This is a genomic window from Pantoea sp. SM3 (assembly GCF_000963995.1).
GTDB classification, from domain to species: Bacteria; Pseudomonadota; Gammaproteobacteria; order Enterobacterales; family Enterobacteriaceae; genus Pantoea; species Pantoea rwandensis_B.
The window spans coordinates 1-26,314 of record NZ_JZRD01000030.1; the positions used below are offsets into that span (position 1 = coordinate 1).

Annotated in this window: 16 protein-coding genes and 1 pseudogene; 13 read left to right on the forward strand and 4 right to left on the reverse strand. The window is 55.6% G+C overall.

Annotated elements, in window-relative coordinates; translation table 11 throughout:
• Positions 1–151 precede the first annotated feature (151 nt).
• The 4 genes from murQ to VI01_RS16720 all read left to right on the forward strand — a co-directional run bounded on the left by murQ (position 152) and on the right by VI01_RS16720 (position 11,070).
• A complete protein-coding gene (murQ, locus tag VI01_RS16705) occupies positions 152–1,063 on the forward strand; it encodes an N-acetylmuramic acid 6-phosphate etherase (RefSeq protein ID WP_045815961.1) in 912 nt (303 codons plus the stop codon).
• On the forward strand, positions 1,063–2,502 hold the full coding sequence (murP, locus tag VI01_RS16710) for a PTS N-acetylmuramic acid transporter subunit IIBC (protein ID WP_045815962.1): 1,440 nt from the start codon (positions 1,063–1,065) through the stop codon (positions 2,500–2,502). Before murQ ends, murP begins: the two co-directional genes overlap by 1 nt.
• A 567-nt stretch (positions 2,503–3,069) precedes the next feature.
• Complete coding sequence (locus VI01_RS16715) at positions 3,070–9,153, forward strand: autotransporter outer membrane beta-barrel domain-containing protein (RefSeq protein ID WP_045815963.1); 6,084 nt, start codon at positions 3,070–3,072, stop codon at positions 9,151–9,153.
• 372 nt (positions 9,154–9,525) lie between these two features.
• Positions 9,526–11,070: a PAS domain-containing methyl-accepting chemotaxis protein gene (locus VI01_RS16720; protein ID WP_045815964.1), complete on the forward strand. Its 1,545-nt coding sequence runs from the start codon at positions 9,526–9,528 to the stop codon at positions 11,068–11,070.
• A gap of 218 nt (positions 11,071–11,288) precedes the next feature.
• Here VI01_RS16720 and VI01_RS16725 read toward each other — a convergent pair whose 3' ends face one another.
• On the reverse strand, positions 11,289–12,239 hold the full coding sequence (locus tag VI01_RS16725; RefSeq protein WP_045815965.1) for an AraC family transcriptional regulator: 951 nt from the start codon (positions 12,237–12,239) through the stop codon (positions 11,289–11,291).
• A 103-nt stretch (positions 12,240–12,342) separates the two neighbouring features.
• On the opposite strand from VI01_RS16725, the gene VI01_RS16730 reads away from it, so the two are divergent.
• The 4 genes from VI01_RS16730 to VI01_RS16745 all read left to right on the forward strand — a co-directional run bounded on the left by VI01_RS16730 (position 12,343) and on the right by VI01_RS16745 (position 17,282).
• Entirely contained in the window at positions 12,343–13,530 is a 1,188-nt protein-coding gene (locus VI01_RS16730; RefSeq protein ID WP_045815966.1) for an MFS transporter, read from the forward strand.
• A gap of 516 nt (positions 13,531–14,046) precedes the next feature.
• Positions 14,047–14,256: a DUF1471 domain-containing protein gene (locus tag VI01_RS16735; protein ID WP_045815967.1), complete on the forward strand. Its 210-nt coding sequence runs from the start codon at positions 14,047–14,049 to the stop codon at positions 14,254–14,256.
• A gap of 215 nt (positions 14,257–14,471) precedes the next feature.
• A complete protein-coding gene (locus VI01_RS16740) occupies positions 14,472–15,521 on the forward strand; it encodes a YncE family protein (RefSeq protein WP_045815968.1) in 1,050 nt (349 codons plus the stop codon).
• A gap of 120 nt (positions 15,522–15,641) precedes the next feature.
• The gene (locus tag VI01_RS16745) at positions 15,642–17,282 is read left to right on the forward strand and encodes a dihydroxyacetone kinase subunit DhaK (protein WP_045815969.1); all 1,641 of its coding nucleotides are present in this window, start codon (positions 15,642–15,644) and stop codon (positions 17,280–17,282) included.
• 206 nt (positions 17,283–17,488) lie between these two features.
• On the opposite strand, the gene sbmA is transcribed toward VI01_RS16745, so the two are convergent.
• Positions 17,489–18,724, reverse strand: a complete 1,236-nt coding sequence (gene sbmA / locus VI01_RS16750) for a peptide antibiotic transporter SbmA (RefSeq protein ID WP_045815970.1) — start codon at positions 18,722–18,724, stop codon at positions 17,489–17,491.
• Between the two features lie 295 nt (positions 18,725–19,019).
• On the opposite strand from sbmA, the gene VI01_RS16755 reads away from it, so the two are divergent.
• The 3 genes from VI01_RS16755 to VI01_RS16765 are packed head-to-tail and all read left to right on the forward strand — an operon-like array spanning position 19,020 to position 22,872.
• Complete coding sequence (locus tag VI01_RS16755) at positions 19,020–19,754, forward strand: gluconate 2-dehydrogenase subunit 3 family protein (RefSeq protein ID WP_038643585.1); 735 nt, start codon at positions 19,020–19,022, stop codon at positions 19,752–19,754.
• A gap of 2 nt (positions 19,755–19,756) precedes the next feature.
• Positions 19,757–21,541: a GMC family oxidoreductase gene (locus VI01_RS16760; protein ID WP_038643584.1), complete on the forward strand. Its 1,785-nt coding sequence runs from the start codon at positions 19,757–19,759 to the stop codon at positions 21,539–21,541.
• An 11-nt stretch (positions 21,542–21,552) separates the two neighbouring features.
• Entirely contained in the window at positions 21,553–22,872 is a 1,320-nt protein-coding gene (locus VI01_RS16765) for a cytochrome c (RefSeq protein WP_045815971.1), read from the forward strand.
• 93 nt (positions 22,873–22,965) lie between these two features.
• On the opposite strand, the pseudogene VI01_RS24995 reads toward VI01_RS16765, so the two are convergent.
• Positions 22,966–23,091 (reverse strand): annotated as a pseudogene (locus VI01_RS24995) (IS3 family transposase); the annotation flags it as partial.
• A 191-nt stretch (positions 23,092–23,282) separates the two neighbouring features.
• Here VI01_RS24995 and VI01_RS16770 point away from each other — a divergent pair.
• Positions 23,283–24,350 carry a helix-turn-helix domain-containing protein gene (locus VI01_RS16770; protein WP_045815972.1) on the forward strand — a complete coding sequence of 356 codons (1,068 nt, stop codon included), beginning with the start codon at positions 23,283–23,285 and terminating at the stop codon, positions 24,348–24,350.
• Positions 24,331–24,660 carry a PIN domain-containing protein gene (locus tag VI01_RS16775; protein WP_231638547.1) on the forward strand — a complete coding sequence of 110 codons (330 nt, stop codon included), beginning with the start codon at positions 24,331–24,333 and terminating at the stop codon, positions 24,658–24,660. Before VI01_RS16770 ends, VI01_RS16775 begins: the two co-directional genes overlap by 20 nt.
• 191 nt (positions 24,661–24,851) lie before the next feature.
• Here the strand turns inward: VI01_RS16775 and VI01_RS16780 are convergent, their stop codons facing one another.
• On the reverse strand, positions 24,852–26,261 hold the full coding sequence (locus VI01_RS16780) for an MFS transporter (protein WP_045815973.1): 1,410 nt from the start codon (positions 26,259–26,261) through the stop codon (positions 24,852–24,854).
• Positions 26,262–26,314: the final 53 nt, after the last annotated feature.

Sequence of the window (26,314 nt, forward strand, 5' to 3'; positions counted from 1 at the left end):
CTGATCCTTAACTGATCGGCATTACGCCATCCGGCGGGTTTTTTTCGTCTGCTTCAGTAAAAAGTACAAAAACTTGACCGCCAGGCAGGAATTAACAATTCAAAATGGGTTATAGTTTTTTGAATAAATTATTCTTTCACAGGAGTGCGTGATGCAGATCGACCTCAGCCAGATGATCACCGAAGGCCGTAACCCGGCGAGCCAAAACATTGACGAGCTATCCACCGAAGCGATGCTGCGCGTCATCAATGATGAAGACAAAAAAGTGGCGCTGGCGGTGGAGGCGATTGTGCCGCAGATCGCACAGGTAGTGGATGCGATTACCGCAGCCTTCAGCAAAGGCGGACGCCTCATTTATTGCGGAGCGGGCACGTCGGGCCGTCTCGGTATTCTCGATGCCAGTGAGTGTCCGCCAACTTTCGGCACGCCGCGCTCGCAGGTCGTCGGTTTAATTGCTGGCGGCCACACCGCGATTTTGCAGGCGGTGGAGAACGCGGAAGATAACGTCGAACAGGGCGCACAGGATTTAAAGGACATCAATTTCAACGCTAATGATGTACTGGTGGGGATTGCTGCCAGTGGCCGTACGCCCTATGTATTGGGCGCGTTAGCCTATGCGAAACAGCAGGGTGCTTTCAGCGCGGCATTAACTTGCAATCCCAACAGCCCCATGTCGCAAGCCGCCGATGTGGCGCTCACCCCGGTGGTGGGGCCAGAAGTCGTCACCGGTTCCTCGCGCATGAAAGCGGGTACAGCGCAAAAGCTGGTGCTCAATATGCTGACCACTGGCGCCATGATCCGCAGTGGCAAGGTGTATGGCAACCTGATGGTCGATGTTGAAGCCACTAACCAAAAGCTGGTGCAGCGCCAAATCAATATCGTGAAACAGGCCACTGACTGCGACGAAGCCACCGCGCAGCAGGCGCTGAACGCGTGTCATGGGCACTGCAAAACCGCCATTGTGATGGTGCTGGCAGGATTGGATGCCAACGAAGCCAAAGCGCTGCTGAAGCAAAACAGCGGCTTTATCCGTAACGCATTGCGTGACGCAGGAGCGCAATAATGGCCGCCATCACCGAAGGACTGCTGCGCGATATCCTGCAAGCGGTAGGAGGCGCGCATAACATCGTGCAGTGCGGTAACTGCATGACGCGCCTGCGCCTCACGCTCGCGGATGCCGCTCTGGTGGATCACGCCAGGTTGAAAACGCTGCCCGGCGTATTGGGGGTGATCGACAGCGATGCGCAACTGCAAATCGTTCTTGGTCCCGGCAAAGCGCAAACTGCCGCAGAGAAAATGCAGGGATTACTGAATAACGATGAAGCGGAAAAGCCGCAGGATCTCAGCACCCTTGCCGCCGCTCAAAAGCAGCAGATGAAAGCGAAGCAAACCAGCGCGCTGCACCGTTTTCTTTCCTGTTTTGCCACCATCTTCACCCCCCTGATCCCCGGTTTTATCGGTGTCGGTTTGCTGCTGGGATTTGTCACGCTGATTGAGCAGATTTTCCACCTCAACCAGCCCGGCGAACATGCGCAGTGGCTGCTGGATACCGTGGCCTACATGAAAGTGTTCGGCAAGGGGCTGTTTACCTTCCTCAGTATCCTGATTGGCTATAACGCGCAGAAAGCCTTTGGTGGCACTGGAGTGAACGGTGCCATTATCGCCTCGCTGTTTGTGCTGGGTTATATGCCAAAAGCCACGGTGGGTTATTACAGCGGAATGTCAGATTTCTTTGGCATGGCGATTGACCCGCGCGGTAATATTATCGGCGTATTATTGGCGGCGATATTCGGTGCGTGGATTGAGAAACAACTGCGTAAAATTATCCCCGATAATCTCGACATGATTTTGACATCGTTACTCACGTTATTAATTACCGGTGCCATTACCTTTATGGTGATTATGCCGATTGGCGGTGAGTTATTTAAAGGCATGTCGTGGTTGTTTATTCATCTCAATAACAATCCCTTTGGCTGCGCTATTTTGGCCGGTCTGTTTTTGATTGCGGTGATGTTCGGGATTCATCAGGGCTTTATCCCGGTCTATTTCGCGTTGATGGAAACTCAGGGATTCAACTCGCTATTCCCGATTCTGGCGATGGCGGGCGCAGGCCAGGTGGGCGCGTCATTGGCGCTGTGGTGCAAGGCCGATAAGCATTCTCTGCTGCGTACGCAAATCAAAGGCGCAATCGTGCCGGGCCTGTTGGGCGTGGGCGAACCTCTGATTTATGGCGTTACGCTGCCGCGCCTGAAGCCATTTATTACTGCCTGTTGTGGCGGTGCGTTGGGTGGATTCTTCATTGGCTTGGTGGCCTGGCTCGGTCTGCCGGTGGGGATGAATACGGTGTTTGGGCCTTCCGGATTGGTTACGTTGCCGCTGATGACCTCTTCACAGGGGATCTTTGCCGGTATGGCAGTCTACCTCGCGGGGTTAATTGTCGCGTGGGTCGGCGGATTTGCCTTCACCTGGTGGGGCGGGACCAAAGGCGTCGATTTGAGCTGACACCGTCGCTGTTCACCGTAGTGGCGCAACGTATTGTGTCGCTGCGGTGGACCGGAAAGTGAGTCTGATATCGCCCGCACAGTGGGGAAAAGCCGCTGTCCCCCTCGATATCGCGCGCTCGAAAATGTGATTTTTGTCACATTTTTGCATTTCACCGTATCGCTTAGCCTGGTGCTAATGTCGCCAATAATGCCGTGCCATTTGTAAGTAAACTGCTAAGGAAAAATAAAGAAATTATTAATAAGATAGCAGGCTAATGATTGTAAACTTCTGGACTCAATTATCGCCCAAAGTATTTCCCGTCTCACAAATATTTCGCCATGATGACAACGGGTTATCCCGAATTACCTTTTGCGTCCGATGGCAGAAAAGTCTATACCTAAAGCCAATTAATCTATAAAAACAGAATTAACTCTTTATTCGCTGCACCAGACTTTCTTCACACAGTGGTTCTCTGAAATGAATTGCACATCGGGGTTGGTGTTATTCCTGCCGCTTTATCCCCTCGCGATGAATTTAACGCTGTTGCAATAACAGCGTCGACGCTGCACGCCCACTGGAGGAAGTATGAAGTTCACATTAAATCCGATTGCGTTCGGAATATTAGCCGCGCAAGCGCTGTTTTATCCGGCAATAAGCGCGCAAGCCATTACGTTGGGAAGCTATTCACCGCAGGTGAATGACAACCTTTTTGGCGAGCAGAATATTAACGTCAACGGCAGCAATGAAACGCTGACCGGCAATCCAGATTTTGCCCCGGGAAAGGATGGTTCCGTGAGTTCGAGCCTGGGGCAGGTGAATATTACATCGGGTGCGCAGTTTCTGAATCAGACGCGTCTTGATCCCGGTCCGCAGAACTTCGCCATCACCGTACCCGATCCGACCACGGGCGGTAACACCACCTTCCAGGTCTACAACTCCGCCAGCCTGGTGGCACAAACGCCAGTGACTTCCGATACCGCCGTGCCGGACGTGGTCAACGTTAACGGCGATCAATACATCAACACGCGCATCGCGGATGTTTCCAACGGTGGTCTGCTTGATGTGAATATTGGGCAAGCGAATGCCGCCAGCAGCGCCAGCACCAACAGCTGGAGCATGGCAGCGAAGCAAACCACGCTGTTTCAGGTAGGCAGCAACAGCACGCTGAACTGGAATTCCAACAATCGCATCAGCTTCTTCGGCACTGCCGCGACACCGGATGGTGCAGGCGCCACGCAATCCTTTCAGGTGCAGAACCTTGCGACCTACAACGGCAGCGTGAATGTGCAAACGCTGGATGGCGTCACACACACCTTCACCGTCACCAGCGCCAGCGAATTGCAGACTTACAATAACTGGCTGATTGGTCAGTTGCAGATGGGCAATCTGGATAAAGCCAACTACCTGACCGAGTTCAACAAAGCGGTTACCGTCACCAATGGCAATATTGTGTACGACGTCAGCGCCACGCCGCCGGATGAAGTCACGCAGCCGATTGGCAACCGCATCGTGGTCAATGCCGATGGTCCAGACGCCCGCGTCAATCTCGCGGCGGGCAACACACTGGAAGTCGTGGGTTCGACAGGCGGGGCGATTAAAGCCTCCAACGGCGCGCAGGCGGTGATTGATGGCAAGCTCGCCAGCCGCGGCACCCTCGCCAATAACGGCACGGCACTGGTGCTCTCTGACCAGAGCAGTGGCAGCACCAGCACCACTGGCGTCATTAATGGCGGATTCCTCAATCGTCAGGATGGCACCGGCATCGGCTCCACCGGTTATGGTGCCAACGGTGTGCTGGTGCAGAGCGGCAGTGCGTTTAACAACAACGGCATCGTGAATCTCGCGACCATCGGCAGTAACTCGCAATATGGCGTGGCGGGGATTCGGCTGGAAGATGAGGCGACATCCAGCAACAGCGGCAATATCAACGTTGGCGTAAATGGTTCCAGCGCACGCGGCACCGCCTCTGGTGTGCTGCTGACAGCACCGACCTCCCTCTTCACCAACAATGCCGATGGGCAAATTTATATTGGCCGTGGCCCGCAAAATAGTCTGACCGACAGCGTAGCGGATACCGCGATGAATCAAAGTGGACTCACCAGCGGGATTGCGCTGGTGGCCAACGGCAGAGCGATCAACAACGGCAATATCGTGATTGGCTCAAAGGTGCAGAACGCGGCAGGCATGTCTGCAACGGGAGCCAGCGGCGTCACCATGGTCAATAACGGCACTATTGATGTGAATGGCGCTGCCGCGAGCGTGCCGCGTGAGAACGTGGGGATGTTGGTGACCAACAGCAGCGGCACCATCGATAACAGTGGCACCATCAACCTTAACGGCGTCAACGGTACGGGTGTGAAGGTGGTTGCCACCAATGGCAATACCGCGTCTGCCAGCTCAACGGGGAGCATCAACGTGGCCGGGGGGGCCGATCCGGCCAGCGGCACGCGTAACTTTGGGGTGTGGGTGGAAGGTCAGGGCTCCGGGCAGGCGAGCGCGGACGTCAACGGCCCGGTGAATCTAAGCGGCACGGGCGCGATTGGCGTGCACGCGCGCGGCAATGCCACAGTGGAAGTTGATGCCAACGCGATACCGACGTTCAGCAACGGCAGCAATCAAATCGCTTTCTTTGCCTATGGCCCCAATGCGCGCATCAACGTGGCGGGCAATAATCCCTTCAATGTCACGACGTCCAATTCGACACTGTTCCGCGTTGAGCAGGGCGCAGATTTTGATGGCACCGATCTGTCGCTCACGGCATCAGGTGCAGGTTCTGTGGCGGTAAACGGCAGCGGCACCGGCGGTACCGAAGTAAACACCCGCAATGCCACGCTGAACGTCAGTGGTGCGGGGGCGACCGGCGTCAACATCGAAGGCGGCGCAACAGGCACCATCGACAATGACACCACTATCAACCTCACCGGCAATAACGCCATTGGCGCAATCGTTGATGGGCAGAAACATACGCTGGCGGGCAGCAACAGCGGGGCGCCGGTGGCCAGCACCACGTTGAGTTCTGCAGCGGCACTCAATTCGTCGCAAAGCGGGTTGATCGGCTATCTGGCACGCAATCGGGCCCAGCTCACTAACACCGGCGACATTGCTTTCAGCGGCGCGAATGCCACCGGCATACGCGTGGAGAGCGGTGCGACTGGCACCAACAGCGGTAATATCAATATTAATGACGGCGGAACCGGCATTGCGCTCAACAGCAGCGGCAGCACGGCCAATACCACGGCTAACAACAGCGGCAATATCAATGTCAACGGCGGCAGTGCCACCAACCGCAGCAGGGGCGTAAGCGCCAGCGGTAGCCGGGCGATTGCTAACCTCAACAGTGGCAGCTTGAATCTTAACGGTACTGGTGCGATAGGCGCGGAAGCGCTCAACGGCGCATTGGTGAATATCGCGACTGGCTCGGCGCCTGACTTCAACAGCAGCGATCAGATTGCTTATCACGCGGCGGGCAATGGTTCACGTATCAACTCTGCCGCCAACGCGCTGGACGTGAATACGCTGAATTCCACCGGATACCGCATTGATGATGGCGCTGGGCTGAGCTTCAGCAACCCAGCGACGCTCACCGCCAGCGCGGCCAACAGCACCGGCGTGATCGTCTCTGGCCGTGGCAGCACGCTGAACACGGCGAATGTCAATCTTACCGCCAGCGGCCAGGGCAGCACCGCGATCCGTACCGAGGGCGGCGGCGCGACCACACTCGATAGCGGCAGCAGCATTAACCTGAGCGGCAATCGTGCCGTCGGTGTGCTGGTCAATAATCTGCGCACCGATCTGAGCAACGCGCTGGATGGCACGTCAGCAGCCACTATCGTTACCAGCAATGCCAATCTCAGTGGCGCAGGCAGTAATGCCATCGGCTTTGATGTCACCAACGGTGCCACGGTGGTCAACAACGGGACGGTAGACCTCACCGGCAGCAACAATATCGGTATCCGCTCGCGCGCGGGCAGCACACTGACCAATAACGGGTCGGTCAATGTGGCGAACGGCACCGGGTTGGATGTGTCTGGCAGCGGCAGCACGCTGGCCAAAGGCGGCGTGATCAATGTCGATAACGGTGTGGCAGGCGTGCGCATCAGTGACGGCGCACAGCTGGCATTAACCGGCAGCGATACCGTGATCACCACGCGTGGCAGTGCGCACGGCATCCTGGTCGATAACGGTGCCAGCGCGCTCAGCGCCAGCGATGCCACAGTGAATGTTTTGGGGAGCGGCAACGGCATCGAAAACCGCGCCGAACTCAGCAATGTTAGCTTGAGCAACCTCACGCTTAATGTGGCGAATGGCAACGGTATCCGCACCGCAGTGCCGTTTGATCCTGACTCAACGGTGACCACCAATGTGTCAGGCAGCGGCACCGGCTTGAACATCGCCAATGCGGATGGATCGACTACCCGTGGCGATTTAACGCTGGGCTCGGGCTATCAATTTAATGTCACCGGCGCGGGTGGCACCGGTATTCGCGCCAACACCACCGGCAATGTCACCACCGCCGCAGATGTCACGATCGATAATCCGGCGGGCGGATCGGCACTGATCTCCAGCACGGCGGGCACTATCGTCAACACCGGGACGTTCACCTCCAACAGTCTGACTGCGCCGGTAGTGGATTTGCGCGGCGGTAAAACCCTCTTCGAAAACTTCGGCAACATCATCACCGTCAATCCACAAACCGTGGCGGTGGCAGGCAGCAATGCCAATGATGAAATCCTGCTGACCGAAGGGGAGGTGCGTGGCGATATCAACCCCGGCGGCGGGTCCGATGTGTTCCGCTGGACGGGCGGATCGCTTAACGGCAGCCTGACCATGGGCAATGACAATAACAATAACGCGGAGGTCAGTAAGGTGGATCTCGGCACCACCTATCACCTCACCAGCGGCAGCGGAACCGGAAATACGCTGACGTTTAATCAGATCGATTCTCGTGGCGGCAGCCTGGGCGCTGACGATCTCAATAAAGGGGTAAACCTGGGCAGCGGTTGGAGCACCATTAACTTTGCCGATACCCAATGGACGCTCACTGACAACCTCAAACTGGCGCACAGCACCATTAATATCGATGAAAATTCAACGCTGTATGCGGGCAACAATGTGCATCCGACGTTAGCGGGCGGCACGGCGGATTCACTTACTGTGAACAACGCCGGTATTCTCGACCTGACTAACGGCGCGGGATCGCCGGGCAACACCTTGAATATCAATGGTTCGCTGGCTTCCAGCGGCGGTCAGCTTAATCTGATCACTGACCTTAACGCAGGCGGCGCGCTGAGCAACCAGTTCACCGACCATCTCAATGTCACGGGTAATGCCACCGGCACCACGCTGATCAACGTCAAACTGACCAACAGCAGCACTGGCGGATTAACGGACTTGAATCGCAATGGCGGCATTGAGGGTAACGAGGGGATTTCACTGGCACAGGTCGTGGGTAACGCTGGCCCTGATAGCTTTGCCCTGAAAGACGGCTATCTCGCTGCGGGGCCGTGGCAATATCGTCTCTACACTTTTGCACCGGGCAGTACCGATCCCAGCCAGCGTTTGGTTAGCGGCAGTGGCAACAATTACTGGGATTACCGGCTGGCAAATTATTACGTGTGTGAAGATGGCGCCAGTTGCCCATCGACCTTTATCACCGATGCATTTGGTTCTGAGCACTCCTACAATACGCGTCCCGCAGTGGTGCCGCAGGTACCCTCCTACATCTCCGCACCGGTTGGGCTGGCGTATTACACCTCCGCGATTATCGACGATTTGCATAAGCGTCTCGGCGAATTGCGTCATGAGCAGACACGGCCGGAAGGTGAGGGCGGCGAGATGTTCCTGCGCTACATCGGCTCCAACCTGAAGTACAAAAGTGACCAGAGCTTCCGTGATTACGGTTACGACTTCGATCTGGATTACAGCGCGGTGCAGGTGGGTGGCAACGTTCTGCGCCTCGACGGTGACAAAGACAGCCTGCGCGGTGGCTTAGCCTACACGCGCGGTAATACGCGGATTCGACCGGATGCCACCGACGGCTACAGCAGCACCACCTTCGACAGCGACAGCCTGGCCTTTTACGGCACCTGGCAGCGTCAAAACGGGTTCTATCTGGATGGCGTGCTGTCGTTCGACTGGCATCGTGGTGAAACCGATATCGCACGGCAAAAACAAGAGGCGAAGCTAAAAGGTCATGGCTGGACGGCCTCACTGGAGAGCGGTTATCCATTTGATCTTGGCGATGGCTACAAACTGGAGCCGCAGGCGCAGTTGATGTACATGAAGCTGAACATGAACGACTTTACTGATGAAGACGGTAACAAGGTGCGCTACGGCGACTACAACCAGACCATCGGACGTTTAGGCGCAAGGCTTGATCGCACCTGGACGGATGACAGCAACCGCCAGTACACCCCTTACCTGCGCGCCAATTATTACAAAGGTTGGGGCGGCACGGCGGACACCAACATCTCTTCGGTGGAGAACCCTGCATTGAGCGCCACTTTCACCAGCGGCCACTTTGGTCAGATGTGGGAAGTGGGCGCAGGCGGGACCGCCACGTTGCAGAAAGATGTTTCACTGTATGCGGAGGCGGATTATCGCAAAGAGATCAGCGGCAACGGTGCCAAAGGTTGGCGCTATAACGTGGGCGTAAGGTGGCAGTTTTAAGTGAGGACATTGCAAGAGTCGCCTTAAATATCGTCGTCAATGGACTGCGGTATGTGGACAAGTCGCGATAAATAGCGTCAATAAGCGGATGCGGTGTTCGGCCTTGTCGCCATCAATTGTGGGATGGGCTTAGGTACACATTGATGTGCACCTTGCTCATCTTGCGCCCCGGCAAAACCTTGATTTCATATACTCTAAATAAAATTTTATCGATCGATTTCTGCCATAAAAAACAGGGATATTATTCACTGCGGCTTTAATTCAGGATAAAAATTAATTCTCATCGCTAAAGACCGCTCCCTGCGCTGCCGAAAAGGTAAAAAAGTGTAATTGATTTTTTCCTTTAGCCTGCATCTTGCAAGGACAACACACATGCGGAACAACCAGCCCATCACACAGCGTGAGTTCATTTTTGATGATAACGCTACGCTGATGTCGACCACCGACCTCAACAGCTATATCACCTATGCCAACGACGCCTTTATTGAGGTCAGCGGTTTCGAGCCGGAGGAGGTCAATGGGCAACCGCATAACATGGTGCGTCACCCGGATATGCCGCCGGAAGCGTTTGCCGACATGTGGGCCACCCTGAAACAGGGCGAACCCTGGACCGCGCTGGTGAAAAATCGTCGTAAGAACGGTGATCACTATTGGGTGCGAGCCAATGCGATTCCGGTGGTGCGCGAAGGAAAGGTGCAGGGCTTCATGTCGGTGCGCACCAAACCTTCCGCCGAAGAGATCCGTCAGACCGAAGCGCTGTACCGTGATTTCCGTGAAGGGCGTGCTAAAGGCCGTCGTTTCCATAAAGGGCTGCTGGTCGGCACCGGCTGGCGTCGTCTCGGCTCACTGCTGAAAACCCTGCCGCTGCGCTGGCGGATTCGATCCACCTTGATCGCCGTGCTGCCGTTGTCCGTGATCGGCGTCTGGCTGCTGGGAGTCGCACCGATGGCGCTGGGCGGTTTTGCCGCTGGCATGGCCGGTTTGTTGCTGTTGGCGAGTCTGTGGCTGGAGCAGCAGATTTCCCGTCCAATGGAACGTATTTGCCGCCAGGCATTGAGCGTCGCCACTGGCGCCAGTCATAAGGTGGATCAGTTAGATCGTGTGGATGAAATCGGGATCACGCTGCGTGCGATCGGACAGCTCGGCCTGATGTTCCGCTGGCTGGTGGATGATGTCAGCGGCCAGGCGATCAATGTACTCAGTGCCAGCGGTGCGATAGCGCGCAGCAACGACGAATTGAGCCGTCGCACTGAGCAGGCAGCGGCCAACGTGCAGCAGACCGCCGCCACCATGAATGAAATGACCGCCACGGTGAAAAGCAACACCGATACGGCTAATGAAGTGAATAAGCTGTCAGAAAATACCAGCCACGCCGCGCTGAAAGGCGGTGATGTGATGCAGGAAATGGTGGGGATGATGGCGGAGATCGCCGACAGCTCGAAACGCATCGCCAATATTACCAGCGTGATTGACGGTATCGCTTTTCAGACCAACATTCTGGCGTTAAACGCCGCGGTGGAAGCGGCGCGTGCCGGTGAGCAGGGCAAAGGGTTTGCAGTGGTCGCGGGTGAGGTGCGCAGCCTGGCGCAGCGTAGCGCCAAAGCCGCCAGTGAAATCAAAACGCTGGTGGAAACCAGCGCGGGTCGCGTGCAGTCGGGTAGTCATCACGCTGATGCGGCCGGGCGCACCATGCAGGATATTGTCGACCAGGTGCAAAACGTCACGGCATTGATTGCCCAGATCAGTTCTGCCACGGCGGAACAGTCCATCGCGTTAAGTGAAGTGAGTACTGCAGTGGAAGATCTCGACGATATCACGCACCAGAATGCCGCTCGCGTGGCGGAAAGCGCCGAAGCGTCCGGGCGCATGACGCGTCAGGCGAATCGCCTGGTGGAAGCGATCAGCGTATTCCGTTAAAGGAACTCGCACGCTGCGCGAAACGCGCCAAAGCGTCAGCCGAATCGCGTGCTGGAAGCGATCGGCGTGTTTCGTTAAAAGGTTTCGCTCGCTGCGAGGAATACGCCGAAGCGTCAGGCTAATCGCCTGGTGGAAGCGATCAGCGTGTTTCGTTAAAAGGTCTCGCACGCTGCGCTAAATACGCCGAAGCGCGTGCTGCAAGCGATCGGCGTGTTTCGCTAAAGTGTCTCGCGCGCTGCACGTAATGCGCCGGGTGGTGAGCCGACAATGCGTTTAAACGCCCGGCTAAACGCCGCCAGCGAGCCATAACCGAGGTGGAAGGCGACGCTTTCCACCGCTTCGCCCTCATTGACGATCCGCTCTACCGCCAGCCGCATGCGCAGTTCAGTGAGATAGCGCAGCGGCGTCATGCCAGTGGCCGTTTGAAAGCGGGCAGCAAACACCGAGCGTGAACTGCCCGATTCTTTCGCCAGACGTTCCACCGTCCAGTTTTCGCCCGGCGCACGATGCATGGCCGCCATCGCCTGGCTCAGACGCGGGTCGCGCAGCGCCTGCACTAATCCGCTGCCCTTACCGCAGCCGTTCTCAACCCAGCCGCGCACAATCTGCGCTGCCACCACATCTGCCAGACGGGAAAGAATGCCAGCGAAACCGGCTTTGCGGTCGCGGGTTTCGCGCTCCATCGCATCAAGAATCGGCTGGATTTCAGGGTACTGCGCCAGCAAGGTACTCACCAGCATGACATCCGGCATGGTGTGTACCAGCGGCTGCATACCGCCGAGTTCAAACGCCATGCAGGCGCTAAACAGAATCACATCGCTGTCGTCCGGGCAGCCTTCGCTGCTGTCACCAATGTCACAGACGCTGTCACAGATCGGTTTGCTGTTGAAGGTGTCGATCGGTTCACAGATGGCATCCTCGCTGGAGATCAGCGCGTGCGCTTTGCCATGCGGGATCAGCAGCGCATCACCCGCCTGCAACGGATAGATCACGCCAGACGCTGAGCGGATCATTAACGATCCACGGCCAACAAAGTGCAGCTGTGCCTTGCCCGGCGCGTCATCGTATTGCAAACCAAAAGGGGTATGTAAGGCGATACGCTGATATTTCACGCCATTCAGGCGCATGCCCATCAGCAGTTCACTGGTCAGATCTTCATAGCGGCTCATACGAATCCAGACGAATTATCAAAAAACAAAGTTTTTGTATCATAGATCGTCTTGCGTCGTCTCACTATGCTTACAACCTGAATTTTTGTGATGGGGATCGCAGATGAGTCTGGATACTGAAGTAGTCGAAACAAGTATAGCGGTGGATAAACCTGCATGGGGCGCGGTGTTTGCCATGGCTTTTGGCGTGTTCGGTCTGATATCTGCCGAATTTCTGCCGGTGAGCTTGCTGACACCGATTGCCGACTCGCTGCAAGTGAGCGAAGGGCAAGCGGGACAAACGGTGACCGTGACCGCGCTGGTGGCGCTGCTCACCAGCCTGGTGATCGGTAACATTACGCGCCGTCTTGACCGTCGCCTCGTGATGCTGGCCTTCACGCTGCTGCTGATTGCCTCGGCGCTGCTGGTGGCATTTGCAGAGAACCTGCCGATGATTCTGCTGGCGCGCGTGCTGCTCGGCATGGCGATTGGTGGCTTCTGGACGCTCTCGACCGCGATTACCATGCGGCTGGTACCGAGCGATCAGGTGCCGAAGGCGCTCTCGATAGTGTTCAGCGGTATTTCACTGGCGACCATTATTGCCGCCCCGTTGGGAAGCTATCTCGGGGGCCTGATTGGCTGGCGTAACATTTTCCTGCTGACTGGTGTATTGGGTGTGCTGGCGCTGTTCTGGCAGTTCTTCACGCTGCCTGCGATGCCGCCAGAGAATAAAGCGCGCAGCGGCGGCGTGCTGGATCTGCTGCGCAACAGCCTGATGCGCTGGGGCATGCTGGCGGTGATCATGATGTTCACCGGACACTTTGCCTTCTTTACCTATCTGCGTCCGTTCCTGGAAAGTAGCGCACAGCTCAACATCAATCAGCTGTCGCTGGTGCTGCTGGCGTTTGGTGTGGCGAATTTCTTCGGTACTTCGCTGGCGGGCTTCCTGGTGACGCGTAGCGTCTCTCTGACGCTGACCGGCATGGCGCTGGTGATGAGCGTGACGGCGGTGGTGCTGGTGAGTTTTGGCAATCTGCCGTGGCTGGTCGGTGCGGGCGTCGCCATGTGGGGCCTGGCGTTTGGTTCGATGCCAACGGGCTGGTCAACCTGGATCTCCCGTGCGGTGCCGGATGATGCCGAATCCGGCGGTGGTTTGCTGGTGGCAACCATTCAGCTGGCCATCACTGCGGGTGCTGCGGCAGGTGGCTGGATGTTTGATCTTAACGGTGCGGGCGGTGTGTTCCTCGCCAGTGGCGTGCTGATGCTGCTGGCGGCGATCACTATTTTCACGCGCGTTCGTCATCACGGTTAATTACCTGTGGCACCGGTGTGAAGTAACGCGTGATCACGCAGGCTGGGGCCGCTTTGGGACTGGCGTCCTCGCGCCGCTCCGCGGTGCCCTCACGTCATTCGTCGGCCTGACGGAACGGCGGGGGATGGCACATCCATGTGCCGCCCCGCCTTTCGTCCGCGTCCTATCCTGGCAGACTCATGCTGTTCGGCGCTGCGGATTGCCCGTCCTAAAGCGGCCCCAGCCTGCTCCTAAACACTTGTGCGTATTGTTATCAATCTCCTGGAAATGCCTGCATCAAGCCATGAACGGCGACAGATTGGAAAGCAGATGTTCCAGACATAAATCCTGTACCACTATAAGAATCCAGTTTTTTAACCCTTTGCACACAGGTTAATCCAAATGTGCTTTTTTTGTTCAAATTAATCGAATAAAAACGGCAAATCTCTCCGCTTTTTTGTGATCGGTTTCACACCTATTATTATCTCAACAAGGCGATGCTGCCTTATCCGATAAAAAAACATTGAGGAATTGACCATGAAATCTATCAAAACTTTTGTTGCTGTTATCGCTCTCTCTGCTCTGCCATTTGCTAGCTTCGCGCAAAGCGTCACCGCATGTGCTTCAACGCTGGATGGTGCCGAAGCGCAAATCGCTGCTCAGGCGCATAAAGCTGGTGCTTCCTATAAAGTGACTGAAGCCAACTTCAATAACGGCGTGCACATGACTGCCGAACTGACCAAATAAGTCTGCGTTAACGTTCTGTGCTGACAGGGTGCCTTAGGGCGCCCTGGCGGCGTTGGTAACCTGATAAAAACCTGTCGCTTTCCTCTCTAAATGATTACTATTCTCAAAAAAAATCATCCTTCGTCAGCTCGCCTCGGGCTGTCTTTTTGAAATTGGTTGCACTGTCGAGCTTTCACTTCACTGCCATGAGGCGGTGGATTTGCTATGGAGAAGTTATGAAAGCGATTAAAACAACATGGGCGCTGCGTCCATTGCTGCTGGCAACGGCGCTGTTATCTTCCTCTGCGGTGCTGGCTGCGGAGTCTCAGCCGCTGAACCAGGTGATTTCCAAAGGGGCCTACGAACTGGCGTTCAGCAACAGCGATAACGCGCTGTTCCTCGCCACGGCGCAAAACGCCAGCGGCAAAGGTGGCACCGTCTATCGTCTCGATCCGCAGGATCTGTCGGTGAAGCAGACCATCAGCACCGATCTGCCCACCTTTGGCGCTGCCATCAATCAGAAAACCAACACGCTGTTCTTTGGTAACACGCGTGACGCGGCGCTGACCTCGGTGGATGCCAGCAGCGGTAAAGTGCTGAACTCGCTGGTGCTGGATGCGCGTCAACGCAGCGAAACTGTCCGTCCACTACAGCCGCGTGAAGTGGTCGCCGATACGGCAACTGACCGCGTGTATGTCACTGGTCTCGGTGAGCAGAGCGTGGTGTGGGTGGTGGATGGCAAAACCCTGAAGCTGGTCAGCACCGTACCGAACACCGGTAAGATGGGCACCGGTTTAGCTATCGATTCTGCGGCGCAGAAATTGTATGTGACCAACGCCGATGGCGAACTGGTGACCATCAACACGCGCCTCAACGCGATTGAAAAACGCCAGAAAATTGATGGTGATAAAGATCACTTCTTCCTGAATATCGCGCTGGATACCCAGGGCCATCGCATCTTCCTGAGCGACTCTAAACAGCCTCAGGTGCTGGTGCTGGATTCCCGCACTCAGCAGGTGATTCACAAGATTGATGTGCCAGAATCTCTGGCGGTACTGTTCAATGCCGATCGCAACGAACTGTACGTCACGCATCGCAAAGCGGGTGAGATCAGTATCATCGACGCGAGCAGCTATAAAGTGAAACGCACGGTGAAAGCACCTGGCCTGCCGAACAGCCTGGCGCTGTCAGCAGACGGTAAAGCGCTGTTTGTCAGCATCAAGCAGCCGGGCACGCGTAAAGAGCCACCAAAAAATCCGGATAGCGTTTTGAAAATCCATCTCTGATCGTAGTTTTCCGAATTAAAGGGCGGCGCGTGCCGCCCTTTGCATTTCCGCACTTTCCTTTCCCGATCCCCCCGCGATATACGCTACCTTTACCTCGACAACACCAATGGAGAGGAAGCAATGAGCCAGTTTTTTATGCATGAGAAAAACGATCTGGTGAACGAAGCCATCGAAGGGGTTTTGCTGAGCACGCCATGGCATAACCTGAGCCGTCTCGATCTCGGTGATGAGATCCGCGTGGTGGTGCGTACGGATTGGGATAAGAGCAAAGTGGCGCTGATCTCCGGCGGCGGATCGGGGCATGAACCGGCTCATGCCGGTTTTGTCGGTAAAGGCATGCTCACGGCGGCGGTGTGCGGAGACATTTTTGCCTCACCGAGCGTCGATGCGGTGCTCAATGCCATCATCAATGTCACTGGCGATGCCGGTTGCCTGTTGATTGTGAAGAATTACACCGGCGATCGCCTGAACTTCGGGCTGGCGGCGGAGAAAGCGAAAAACCTCGGCTACAACGTCGAGTTGGTAATGGTGCAGGACGATATTGCGCTGCCGGAAAATCCACAGCCACGCGGCATTGCCGGGACGGTGCTGGTGCATAAGATCGCCGGTTTTGCCGCCGAGCAGGGGCAATCACTGGATGAGGTCAAAGCGCTGGCACAACGCGCGATTGATGCCACCTCATCGATTGGTCTGGCGTTCGCGACCTGCCATATTCCTGGCGAAAAGCGTGATGAACGCGTGGAAGCAGGCCATAGCGAACTGGGCATGGGCATCCACGGTGAGCCGGGCGTGGTGACGCTGGATACTCAAAACAGCCGAAAAATCAGCAGCATTATGACCGATAAACTGGCGCAGTCCTTGCCAGACGGCAAACAGGCGCTGCTGTTGATTAATAACCTGGGTGGCTTCTCCCAACTGGAGCTGGCGGTGTTGACGCGTGAAGTGTTGCAGTCGCCACTGGCGGCGCGGGTCACCCATCTGATCGGCCCGGCAACCCTGGTCAGCGCGTTGGATATGAAAGGGTTCTCACTGTCATTGCTGGCGCTGGAGGAACCGTTTCTGGAGGCACTGAATGCGCCAGTGCAAGTGCTGGGTTGGGTGCCGGTCTATGACTTCGCCCCGATCAGTTTGCAGAGTGCTGAAAAGGTTGGCAGCGTGCTGGATTTCGATCCGTCCGAGAATGCTCAGGTGGCTGAGTTGGTGGATCGCGTGACGCAGACGTTGATCGATCTGGAAAGCGAACTCAACGCGCTGGATGCCAAAGTCGGCGACGGTGATACCGGCTCAACCTTTGCGGCAGGTGCGAAGAAGATTCAGCGCGGTCTGCGTGACAAGCAGCTGCCGCTGGATGAGCTGCCAACCCTGATGGCGTTGATCGGTGAACAACTGGCCACGGTGATGGGCGGCTCAAGTGGTGTGCTGATGTCGATTCTGTTCACCAGCGCCGGTCAACAGCTTGAAGAGGGCAGCGCTTTGCCGCAGGCGTTGATGCACGGTCTGGAACGTATGAAGCATTACGGTGGCGCGCAGCCGGGACATCGTACGTTAGTGGATGCGCTGCAACCGGCGCTGGAGGCGTTAGTGGCGGGTGAGTCACTGGCCGCTGCGGCGAAAGCCGCTCAGCAAGGCGCGGATGCCACAGCAAAAATGCAGAGTGCCAAAGCGGGACGTTCGGCTTATCTGAACCAACAGAGTCTGGATGGGGTGAAAGATCCGGGTGCTTACGCCGTTGAGAAGGTGTTTGCGGTGCTGGCTGGTTGATTGTTGCTGTTCTAATAGCATGCAACTTTATGGATTTTAGGGGGGAGCCTAAAGGCTCCCCTACGCATAATGGTAGCGGCGCGATGTATCGCGCGCACATGAAGCGATGTTACTGCTTACGACTGTTCATTGTCGTTCCCCTACTCGTTGGAGTAGTGCCCAACTTTCGGGGTTCACTTCATCAATTACGCCGCTAAAACGCAACCTTACTCAGCCGACTCCCGCATCATCTCTTGATGCGGGATATCCGCCAGAATTTGCTCGAAGCTGCGCAGACGTTTGTAGATCGACATCAGTTCTACCAGCGTTGACCACGACGAGATCAGATACTGGAACGACGATCGTACCTGATCAAACACATTGGTTATCTGGTTGAGCAAACCGAGCGTAATGGTCCCGGCCACAATCGACGGGAACAGCAGGAACAGCCCGAACACGTTATCGACCTGTAGATAGAGAATGCGGGTGATGTTGAAATAGAGATAGTGGAAATAGAGACGGAAATAGTTAAAGCGCACGCGGCTAAACAGCTCATTCACCGTCGGCGGTGACGCGCGATCGGCGTTGTCTTCGCCATACACCAACTCTTTACGATAGGCAGCTTCAACTCGCTGATTGCGGAACTCCAGCCCCGGTAATTTAATCCCGACGATCGCCAGCAGTCCGGTACCAAACACCGACCACAGCACCGCCGCAATCACCAGCGCATACGGAATGTTGCCTAGCAGCGGGATATCTTTGACGTGGTGTGACAGGGTGATCAGCACCGGCAGGAACGCCACCAGCGTCATAATCGCCTGAATAAAGCTCACGCCCCAATCTTCCAGCGTGCTGGCAAAGCGCATGGTGTCTTCCTGAACACGCTGTGCGGCACCTTCAACATGGCGCAGGCGCTGCCAGTTATGCATGTAATAGTTGTTCATCGCGGTGCGCCAGCGGAACACCCAGTGGCTGATAAAGAATGAGTTCATCACGCCAATTACTACCGCAATCAATGCGATACCTAAAAAGGCGAGAACCTGCTGGTAAAATTCAGCAATCTGCACCGATCCAGCTTTGGTTAAGGCCTTTTGAATCAAATCATAGAATGGACCATACCAGGCATTGACCGCTACGCCGACCTGCACACCAAACCAGGTGACAAAGATGATTAAGGCTGCGCCCCACACTGACCAGCGCTGCCACGGATGGTTATCAATCACCTTCCAGGCAAGGGCGAAAATCGCTGCAACAATCCAGTAATAGGCATAGAACCATAACTGGCTGGCGTGAATAAAACGGCTGGCATTGGTGGGCAGCGGCTGTTGCATTGCCGCATGCAGCGAAGGCCACAGGGCAGGCAAATCATTGGCAAAGCCGAACCAGGCGAAAATCGCAATCAAACTCCAAATCGCGGCTGAGCTGAAAAACAGCGCTGGCCGCGGAAAATAGGACTTAAACATAGGCACTCCGCTGTTGTGTGTACTCTTTTATACCGCGTCAGACAGTGTTTTGTCTGTTGTGGGTTGTATCTGACGATGACAGCATCGGCGCAGTTATGTAAAGCAGTGCTGCGAGTTGTTAAGTAATTTGTGCGCATTTGTTTCTAGAAACTAAATTAATACTGTTAGTAGTGTTACACTATGCGCACTGTTACCGGTAACAGTGACGCTGTATCCCTTAAGCCACAACTAAAAAAACAATACAACGCAACGAGTTAACTTTCATACCGCATTCATGTGGTAATGAGGCAATGTCATGTCAGAACAAAAAAATGGTCACAGTCGCAGGGATTTTCTGCTGAGAACCATCACCCTGGCGCCAGCCATGGCCGTTGGCGGTTCGGCGATGGGCGCGTTGGTGGTACCAATGGCCGCAGGAGCAGCAGAGCAACCCGTCGCACCTCAACAAGCACGCGCTTATCAGCCCACCTGGTTTACGGCGGAAGAGTTCGCCTTTATCACTGCGGCAGTGGCGCGCCTGATCCCCAATGACGAACGCGGCCCTGGCGCACTGGAAGCTGGCGTGCCGGAGTTTATCGATCGTCAAATGAACACGCCTTACGCCACCGGCAGCAACTGGTACATGCAGGGGCCGTTCAATCCCGATTTGCCCAAAGAGCTGGGCTATCAGTCTCCGCTGGTGCCGCAGCAAATTTATCGCCTCGGCCTCGCTGATGCGGATGGCTGGAGCAAAAAACAGCATGGCAAAGTGTTTGCCGAGTTAACCGGTGAACAGCAAGACGCACTGCTCACTGCGTTTGAAAGCGGCCAGGCGGAATTTCCGCAGCTGGCAGCTAAGACCTTCTTCTCCTTCCTGCTGCAGAACACCCGCGAGGGTTACTTCAGCGATCCAATCCATGGTGGAAACCAGGGCATGGTGGGCTGGAAGCTGATTGGCTTCCCGGGCGCACGCGCCGACTTTATGGATTGGGTAGAGCGCGGTGAACGTTATCCGTTCCCGTCAGTGGATATTCGCGGGGAGAGGGCGTAACCGTGGCAAATGAATTGAAAAAAGTAGATGCAGTGGTCGTGGGTTTCGGCTGGGCTGGCGCGATCATGGCGAAAGAACTCACCGAGGCCGGTCTGACGGTGGTCGCACTGGAGCGCGGTCCGCATCGTGATACCTATCCTGATGGTTCTTACCCGCAGTCGATTGATGAACTGACGTATAACATCCGCAAAAAGCTGTTCCAGGATCTGTCAAAAAGCACCGTCACTATCCGTCACGATGCTTCGCAAACGGCGGTGCCTTATCGCCAGCTGGCAGCATTTTTGCCGGGCACCGGTACCGGCGGTGCGGGTCTGCACTGGTCCGGCGTACATTTCCGTGTCGATCCGGTGGAGCTGAACCTGCGTAGCCACTACGAGCAACGCTACGGTAAAAACTTCATCCCGGAAGGCATGACGATTCAGGACTTTGGCGTCAGCTATGATGAGCTGGAGCCGTTCTTTGATCAGGCTGAAAAAGTATTTGGGACGTCCGGCAGCGCCTGGTCGATCAAAGGCCAGCTGCAGGGCAAAGAGAAAGGCGGTAACCCTTACGCGCCGGATCGTTCTAGTGCTTTCCCACTGCCTGCACAGAAACGCACTTATTCTGCACAGCTGTTTGCACAGGCCGCTGAATCAGTGGGTTATCACCCTTACGATATGCCGTCGGCAAACACCTCAGGCCCGTACACCAACACCTATGGCGCACAGATGGGGCCGTGTAACTTCTGCGGTTACTGCAGCGGTTATGCCTGCTACATGTACTCCAAAGCGTCGCCGAACGTAAATATCCTGCCTGCACTGCGTCAGGAGCCGAAGTTCGAACTGCGTAACAACTCCTACGTGCTGCGTGTGAATCTGACGGATGACAAGAAGCGTGCCACTGGCGTGACCTATCTGGATGGCCAGGGCCGTGAAGTGGTGCAGCCAGCGGATCTGGTGATTCTATCCGCATTCCAGTTCCACAACGTGCATCTGATGTTGCTGTCAGGCATCGGCAAACCGTATAACCCGATCAGCAACGAAGGTGTGGTAGGCCGTAACTTTGCCTATCAGAACATCTCGACCCTGAAAGCGCTGTTTGACAAGAACACCACCACTAACCCGTTTATCGGGGCTGGCGGTGCGGGCGTGGCGGTGGATGACTTCAACGCGGATAACTTCGACCACGGTCCACACGGTTTTGTCGGCGGCTCACCGTTCTGGGTGAATCAGGCGGGTACCAAGCCGATCTCCGGTCTGCCAACGCCAAAAGGCACGCCAAACTGGGGCAGCCAGTGGAAAGCTGCTGTCGCCGATACTTACAACCATCACATTTCGATGGATGCGCACGGTGCGCACCAGTCGTATCGCGCTAACTATCTCGATCTCGATCCGAACTACAAAGATGTCTATGGCCAGCCGCTGCTACGCATGACGTTCGACTGGCAGGATAACGACATCAAGATGGCGCAGTTTATGGTCGGCAAGATGCGCAAAATCACCGAAGCGATGAACCCAAAAATGATCATCGGCGGCGCCAAAGGACCCGGCACGCACTTCGATACTACCGTGTACCAGACCACGCACATGAGCGGCGGTGCGATCATGGGTGAAGATCCGAAAACCAGTGCGGTAAACCGCTATCTGCAGAGCTGGGATGTGCCGAACGTGTTTGTCCCTGGTGCGTCTGCGTTCCCGCAGGGCCTCGGCTACAACCCAACAGGCATGGTGGCGGCGCTGAGCTATTGGTCAGCCAAAGCTATCCGCGAGCAGTATCTGAAAAACCCCGGCCCACTGGTTCAGGCATAAGGAACACGGCGATGATCAAAAGCATTTTGGCCCTGTTTCTGGGCACGATGACGTTCGCCGCGATGGCGGACGAAGCAGGTTCGGACGCACTGGTAAAGCGCGGTGAGTATCTGGCGCGCGCGGGTGACTGCGTGGCCTGTCACAGCACTGCAGGCGGCAAGCCGTTTGCCGGTGGCTTACCGATGGCGACGCCCATTGGCACCATTTACTCCACTAACATCACCCCGGACAAAACCACCGGTATTGGTGACTACAGCTACGACGATTTCCAGAAAGCGGTGCGTCACGGCGTGGCGAAAAATGGCGATACGCTCTATCCAGCGATGCCTTATCCGTCTTACGCGGTGGTCAGCGATGACGACATGCAGGCGTTGTATGCCTACTTTATGCATGGCGTACAGCCGGTGTCGCAGGCTAACAAAGACAGCGACATTCCCTGGCCGCTGTCGATGCGCTGGCCGCTCTCCATCTGGCGCGGCATGTTTGCACCAGACGTGAAAGCGTTCCAGCCAGCCGCGCAGGAAGATCCGGCGCTGGCGCGTGGTCGTTATCTGGTGGAAGGATTGGGTCACTGCGGTGCCTGCCATACGCCACGCAGCATCACCATGCAGGAAAAAGCGCTGACCAATGGTGAAGGCAATGATTACCTGTCAGGCAGCAGCGCACCGATTGACGGCTGGACCGCCAGCAATCTGCGCGGTGACAACCGTGATGGTTTAGGCCGCTGGAGCGAAGATGACCTGAAACAGTTCCTGCGCTATGGCCGCAACGATCACACCGCTGTGTTTGGTGGCATGACCGACGTGGTACAGCACAGCCTGCAGTATTTGAACGACGAAGATATCGGCGCCATTGCTAAGTATCTGAAATCGCTGGGTGCGAAGGATGCCAGCCAGACAGTGTTTACGCAGGACGATGCCGTTGCCAAAGCATTGTGGAAGGGCGATGACAGCCAGCCAGGCGCATCAGTGTATGTCGATAGCTGTGCGGCCTGTCATAAAACCGACGGCAGCGGCTATCAGCGCTTCTACCCGGCGCTGCGTGGCAATCCGGTGGTGATGGCCGAGGACCCAACTTCACTGATCCATATCGTGTTGGTGGGCGGCACCTTGCCTGGCGTGCAGGGTGCACCGTCAGCCATCACCATGCCGGCGTTCGGCTGGCGTCTGAACGACAACCAGGTCGCTGATGTGGTGAACTTCATCCGCGGCAGCTGGGGTAATGGCGCGAAGTCGACGGTAACGGCGAAGGATGTGGCGAAACTGCGCAAGGATGAAGCGGTAGAGTCGAAGCAAGGCAGCGCGGATATTAAGGTGCTGGAAGGGCAGTAAAGTAACACTGTGTTTTAAAGCACGATAAATCGCGCCGCTACAGACTGCACTGATAGCGGCGCAATTTATGAAGTGAACCCTTAACCTGGACAGTTAAAACATCGCGTGTTCATGCTGTGTTCGGTATTGTACCGGACTCAGTCCACCTAACCCCGTATTGATCCGTTCGTGGTTGTAATAGTGTATCCAGCTTCCTGTCGCTTTCTTTAACTCACCGACCTCACTGACTAAATGAAGCATTCATACCTACCGTTGCAATAATTGTGTTCTTCACCCCCCTCAAAAATTACATCCCTACAAGCCTTGTCTCATTTTTCATCCCTCTCATTGCAAGGCCATCGTTAAGCGCACATAATTCCGGTTTATAAAATTGTAAAAGTTACTTTTTTTATAAACCAACGGAGGTCAGTGTGTTTGGAGAACGTTTATTGCGCGCGCGCTCCGCTGCGGGCTTATCCATGAAGCAGCTGGCTGAAAAGGCCGGCGTCAGCGCCAATATGATCAAGAAATACGAGCATAACGAAAGCATGCCGGGGTCTGCGGTGCTGGTGAAAATGTCGCGCGCGTTAGGCGTGCGTAACGAATATTTCTTCCGCCCGACGACGGTGGCACTGAAAAATATCGAGTACCGCAAACGCCAGACGCTATCGGCCAAAATGTTGGCGCAGATCCATGCTGATGTGATTGATCAGGCTGAACGGTGGCTTGAACTTGCCAATCTGTGGCCTAACTTCCCTGTGCCTATATTTGCTCAACCTCAGCTGCCTGCTGGGCAAGTTGAGAACTATGAGCAGATTGAAACGATTACCGATCACGTTCGGCTGCAGTGGGGACTGGGTCAACAGCCCATTACCCACTTGATTGATGTGCTGGAAAGCCATGGGATTCTGGTTATCGTCACGGATATCGATCACTCTGACAAGTTTGATGGCTGCCAGGCGATGATTGATGCCATACCTGTCATCGTTATTTCTGCTAAATGGCCCGGTGATCGCCAGCGGTTTACCCTGGCGCATGAACTGGGGCATTTGATTTTACAGGGTCGCCTTGCATCTCATCTTGATGAGGAGAAAGCCTGTCATCGCTTTGCGGGGGCTTTGCTTTTCCCTGCGAGTGCCGTGTTTCAGCACTTTGGTCACCGGCGTGCTCGTCTTGAGGTGAAAGAACTTTACCTGCAAAAAATGGATTATGGTCTGAGCATGTTGGCCTGCGTTTACCGCGCTGCCGATCTGAACGTGATAACAGAGGGCAAACGTAAAGATCTGATCATGATGTTCTCTGCGCGAAAATGGCGTAAACAGGAGCCTGGTGATCAGGTTGCGCGTGAGAGCACTATGCTTTTTCCCCAGTTAATTTATCGCGCGTTAGGCGAAGGGATTATCAGTGAAGGTAAAGCGGCTGAGCTAATGGGCATCTCGTTAGTCACCTTCCTCCGCGAGCGACAGATGGGGTGGTCTGATGATCATTCTCATCAGTGATGCCAACATATTAATTGATATGGAAGAGGGCGATTTATTAGATGCGCTCTTCGAATTGCCCTACCAGTTTACCGTGCCAGATTTACTCTATTTTGATGAGCTTGAAACCCACCATGCCGATTTGCTTGATAAAGGATTGGTCATTGGAGAATTAAGCTCAACCACTATGACTTACGCCATAAAACTCATTGGGCGTGTGCGTGCGCCCAGCCGAAATGATTGTTTTGCGCTAGCCCTGGCTAAACAGGAAATCTGCCCGCTATTAACCGGTGACAGAGCGCTTAATCGAGTTGCCAAGAAGAGGGTATAGAGGTTCGTGGAACGCTTTGGGTTGTGGAAGAAATGATTGAGCATCAGATTATTACAGTGGATGGCGCACGCCGGGCTTATTGTCAGATGCGAGACAGTGGCAGGCGTTTGCCATGGGATCTCGCCTTCGCGCAGTTAGACAAACTTGCGAAATAGTGGGCGGCATATTCCCGCCCACGGCCGATTGATTACTCAAATATTCTCCAAATCCAGCCCGCGCGTCTTCGGACCGTAAATCCCCACTGACAGCATGACCATCAGCATGCTCAGCACGATAAAGGCGATCACGCCCTGACTCCCGGCGTACTGCAAAATAAGGCCAATCAAAATACTGCTGAACACCGTCGACAGGCGGCTGAACGAGTAGCAGAAACCCACCGCGCGAGCGCGAATATGCGTAGGGAAAATCTCGGTCTGATAGGCGTGGTAGCTAAAGGTCAGCCACGCGTTGCTGTAGGTGATCAGGAAGCCACAGATGATCATCAGCACCGGATTGGTTGCCAGCGCAAACAGCGTACCGAACACCACCGTCATCAGGGAGGAGAAAACGATTTGCCATTTATTCTCGAGTTTATCGGCGTAGCGGCTGCAAATCAGTGAGCCCAGCGGATAGGCGAGAGTAATGAAAAAGGCATAAAGCAAGCTGTGCGTCACGGTCGCACCTTTACCGGACAGCAACGCAGGCAGCCAGTTACCGAAGCCGAAGAAGCCAATCGCCTGGAAAAAGTTCATCACCACCAGCATCAGCGTACGCTTGCGGTAAGCCGGTGACCAAATCTCGCTGAAGCGACCTTTTTTCGGCAACGCTGCGGAGGCATCGCTGTCAGAGAAATCTTCGCCCGGCGCAATACCGCAGCGTTTCTCCATCTCACTCAGCACCCTGTGCGCTTCCTGATGACGGCCCTGCTGTGCCAGCCAGCGTGCCGATTCCGGCAGGTTTTTACGAATCAGCCAGATTACCAGTGAACAGACAGCGCCAGCGATCACCACCCAGCGCCAGCCTTCAAGGCTCAGGATAGTTTGTGGCACCAGCCACCATGACATCAGCGCCACCGCGGGTACGGACAGGAACTGGATAAAGAAAGAGTAGGCAAAAGCGCGGCTGCGGAGATGAGCAGGCACCCATTCAGACAGATAGGTATCGATGGTCACCAGCTCAACGCCGAGGCCGATACCGACCAGGAAGCGGAACAGGATGATCATTTCAGCGCTCTGCTGGAACGCCATCAACAGCGAGAACACGCCGTACCATGCCAGTGCGCACATAAAGGTCAGACGACGACCAAAGCGGTCGGCATAGGGTGCTAACAGGCTGGCACCGACGAACAGGCCGAGGAAAGTGGCAGAAGCAAAGGCAGCCTGGTCAGCAATGCCGAAGACCCCTTCCGAGCCGGTATGAAACACGCCAGCAGCCAGTAGACCAGAGCTGATATAGCCGGTTTCAAACAGGTCGTAGAGCTCAAAAAAACCGCCCAGTGCCAGCATCGTAATAAAACGCCATAAGCCTGCGGATGAGGGCAGCGCATCGATGCGCCCGGCTAAGGTGCGGCGATCCGCTGCGATGTGATCGTTCGCCATCCCTGTCGAAGTGAATGTTGTCATTATTGGATAAACCTCGGTGTTTGCAGAACTCGCCCGGTTTTATGGGTTTTAAA

Bases quoted from the DNA above. Each gene is read 5' to 3' on its own strand.
- VI01_RS16730 (WP_045815966.1), top strand. From the start codon at position 12,343: ATGAGTCTGGATACTGAAGTAGTCGAAACAAGTATAGCGGTGGATAAA.
- VI01_RS16715 (WP_045815963.1), top strand. From the start codon at position 3,070: ATGAAGTTCACATTAAATCCGATTGCGTTCGGAATATTAGCCGCGCAA.
- VI01_RS16765 (WP_045815971.1), top strand. From the start codon at position 21,553: ATGATCAAAAGCATTTTGGCCCTGTTTCTGGGCACGATGACGTTCGCC.
- VI01_RS16755 (WP_038643585.1), top strand. From the start codon at position 19,020: ATGTCAGAACAAAAAAATGGTCACAGTCGCAGGGATTTTCTGCTGAGA.
- VI01_RS16745 (WP_045815969.1), top strand. From the start codon at position 15,642: ATGAGCCAGTTTTTTATGCATGAGAAAAACGATCTGGTGAACGAAGCC.
- murQ (WP_045815961.1), top strand. From the start codon at position 152: ATGCAGATCGACCTCAGCCAGATGATCACCGAAGGCCGTAACCCGGCG.
- murP (WP_045815962.1), top strand. From the start codon at position 1,063: ATGGCCGCCATCACCGAAGGACTGCTGCGCGATATCCTGCAAGCGGTA.
- VI01_RS16775 (WP_231638547.1), top strand. From the start codon at position 24,331: ATGATCATTCTCATCAGTGATGCCAACATATTAATTGATATGGAAGAG.
- VI01_RS16720 (WP_045815964.1), top strand. From the start codon at position 9,526: ATGCGGAACAACCAGCCCATCACACAGCGTGAGTTCATTTTTGATGAT.
- VI01_RS16735 (WP_045815967.1), top strand. From the start codon at position 14,047: ATGAAATCTATCAAAACTTTTGTTGCTGTTATCGCTCTCTCTGCTCTG.
- VI01_RS16740 (WP_045815968.1), top strand. From the start codon at position 14,472: ATGAAAGCGATTAAAACAACATGGGCGCTGCGTCCATTGCTGCTGGCA.
- VI01_RS16780 (WP_045815973.1), bottom strand. From the start codon at position 26,261: ATGACAACATTCACTTCGACAGGGATGGCGAACGATCACATCGCAGCG.
- sbmA (WP_045815970.1), bottom strand. From the start codon at position 18,724: ATGTTTAAGTCCTATTTTCCGCGGCCAGCGCTGTTTTTCAGCTCAGCC.
- VI01_RS16725 (WP_045815965.1), bottom strand. From the start codon at position 12,239: ATGAGCCGCTATGAAGATCTGACCAGTGAACTGCTGATGGGCATGCGC.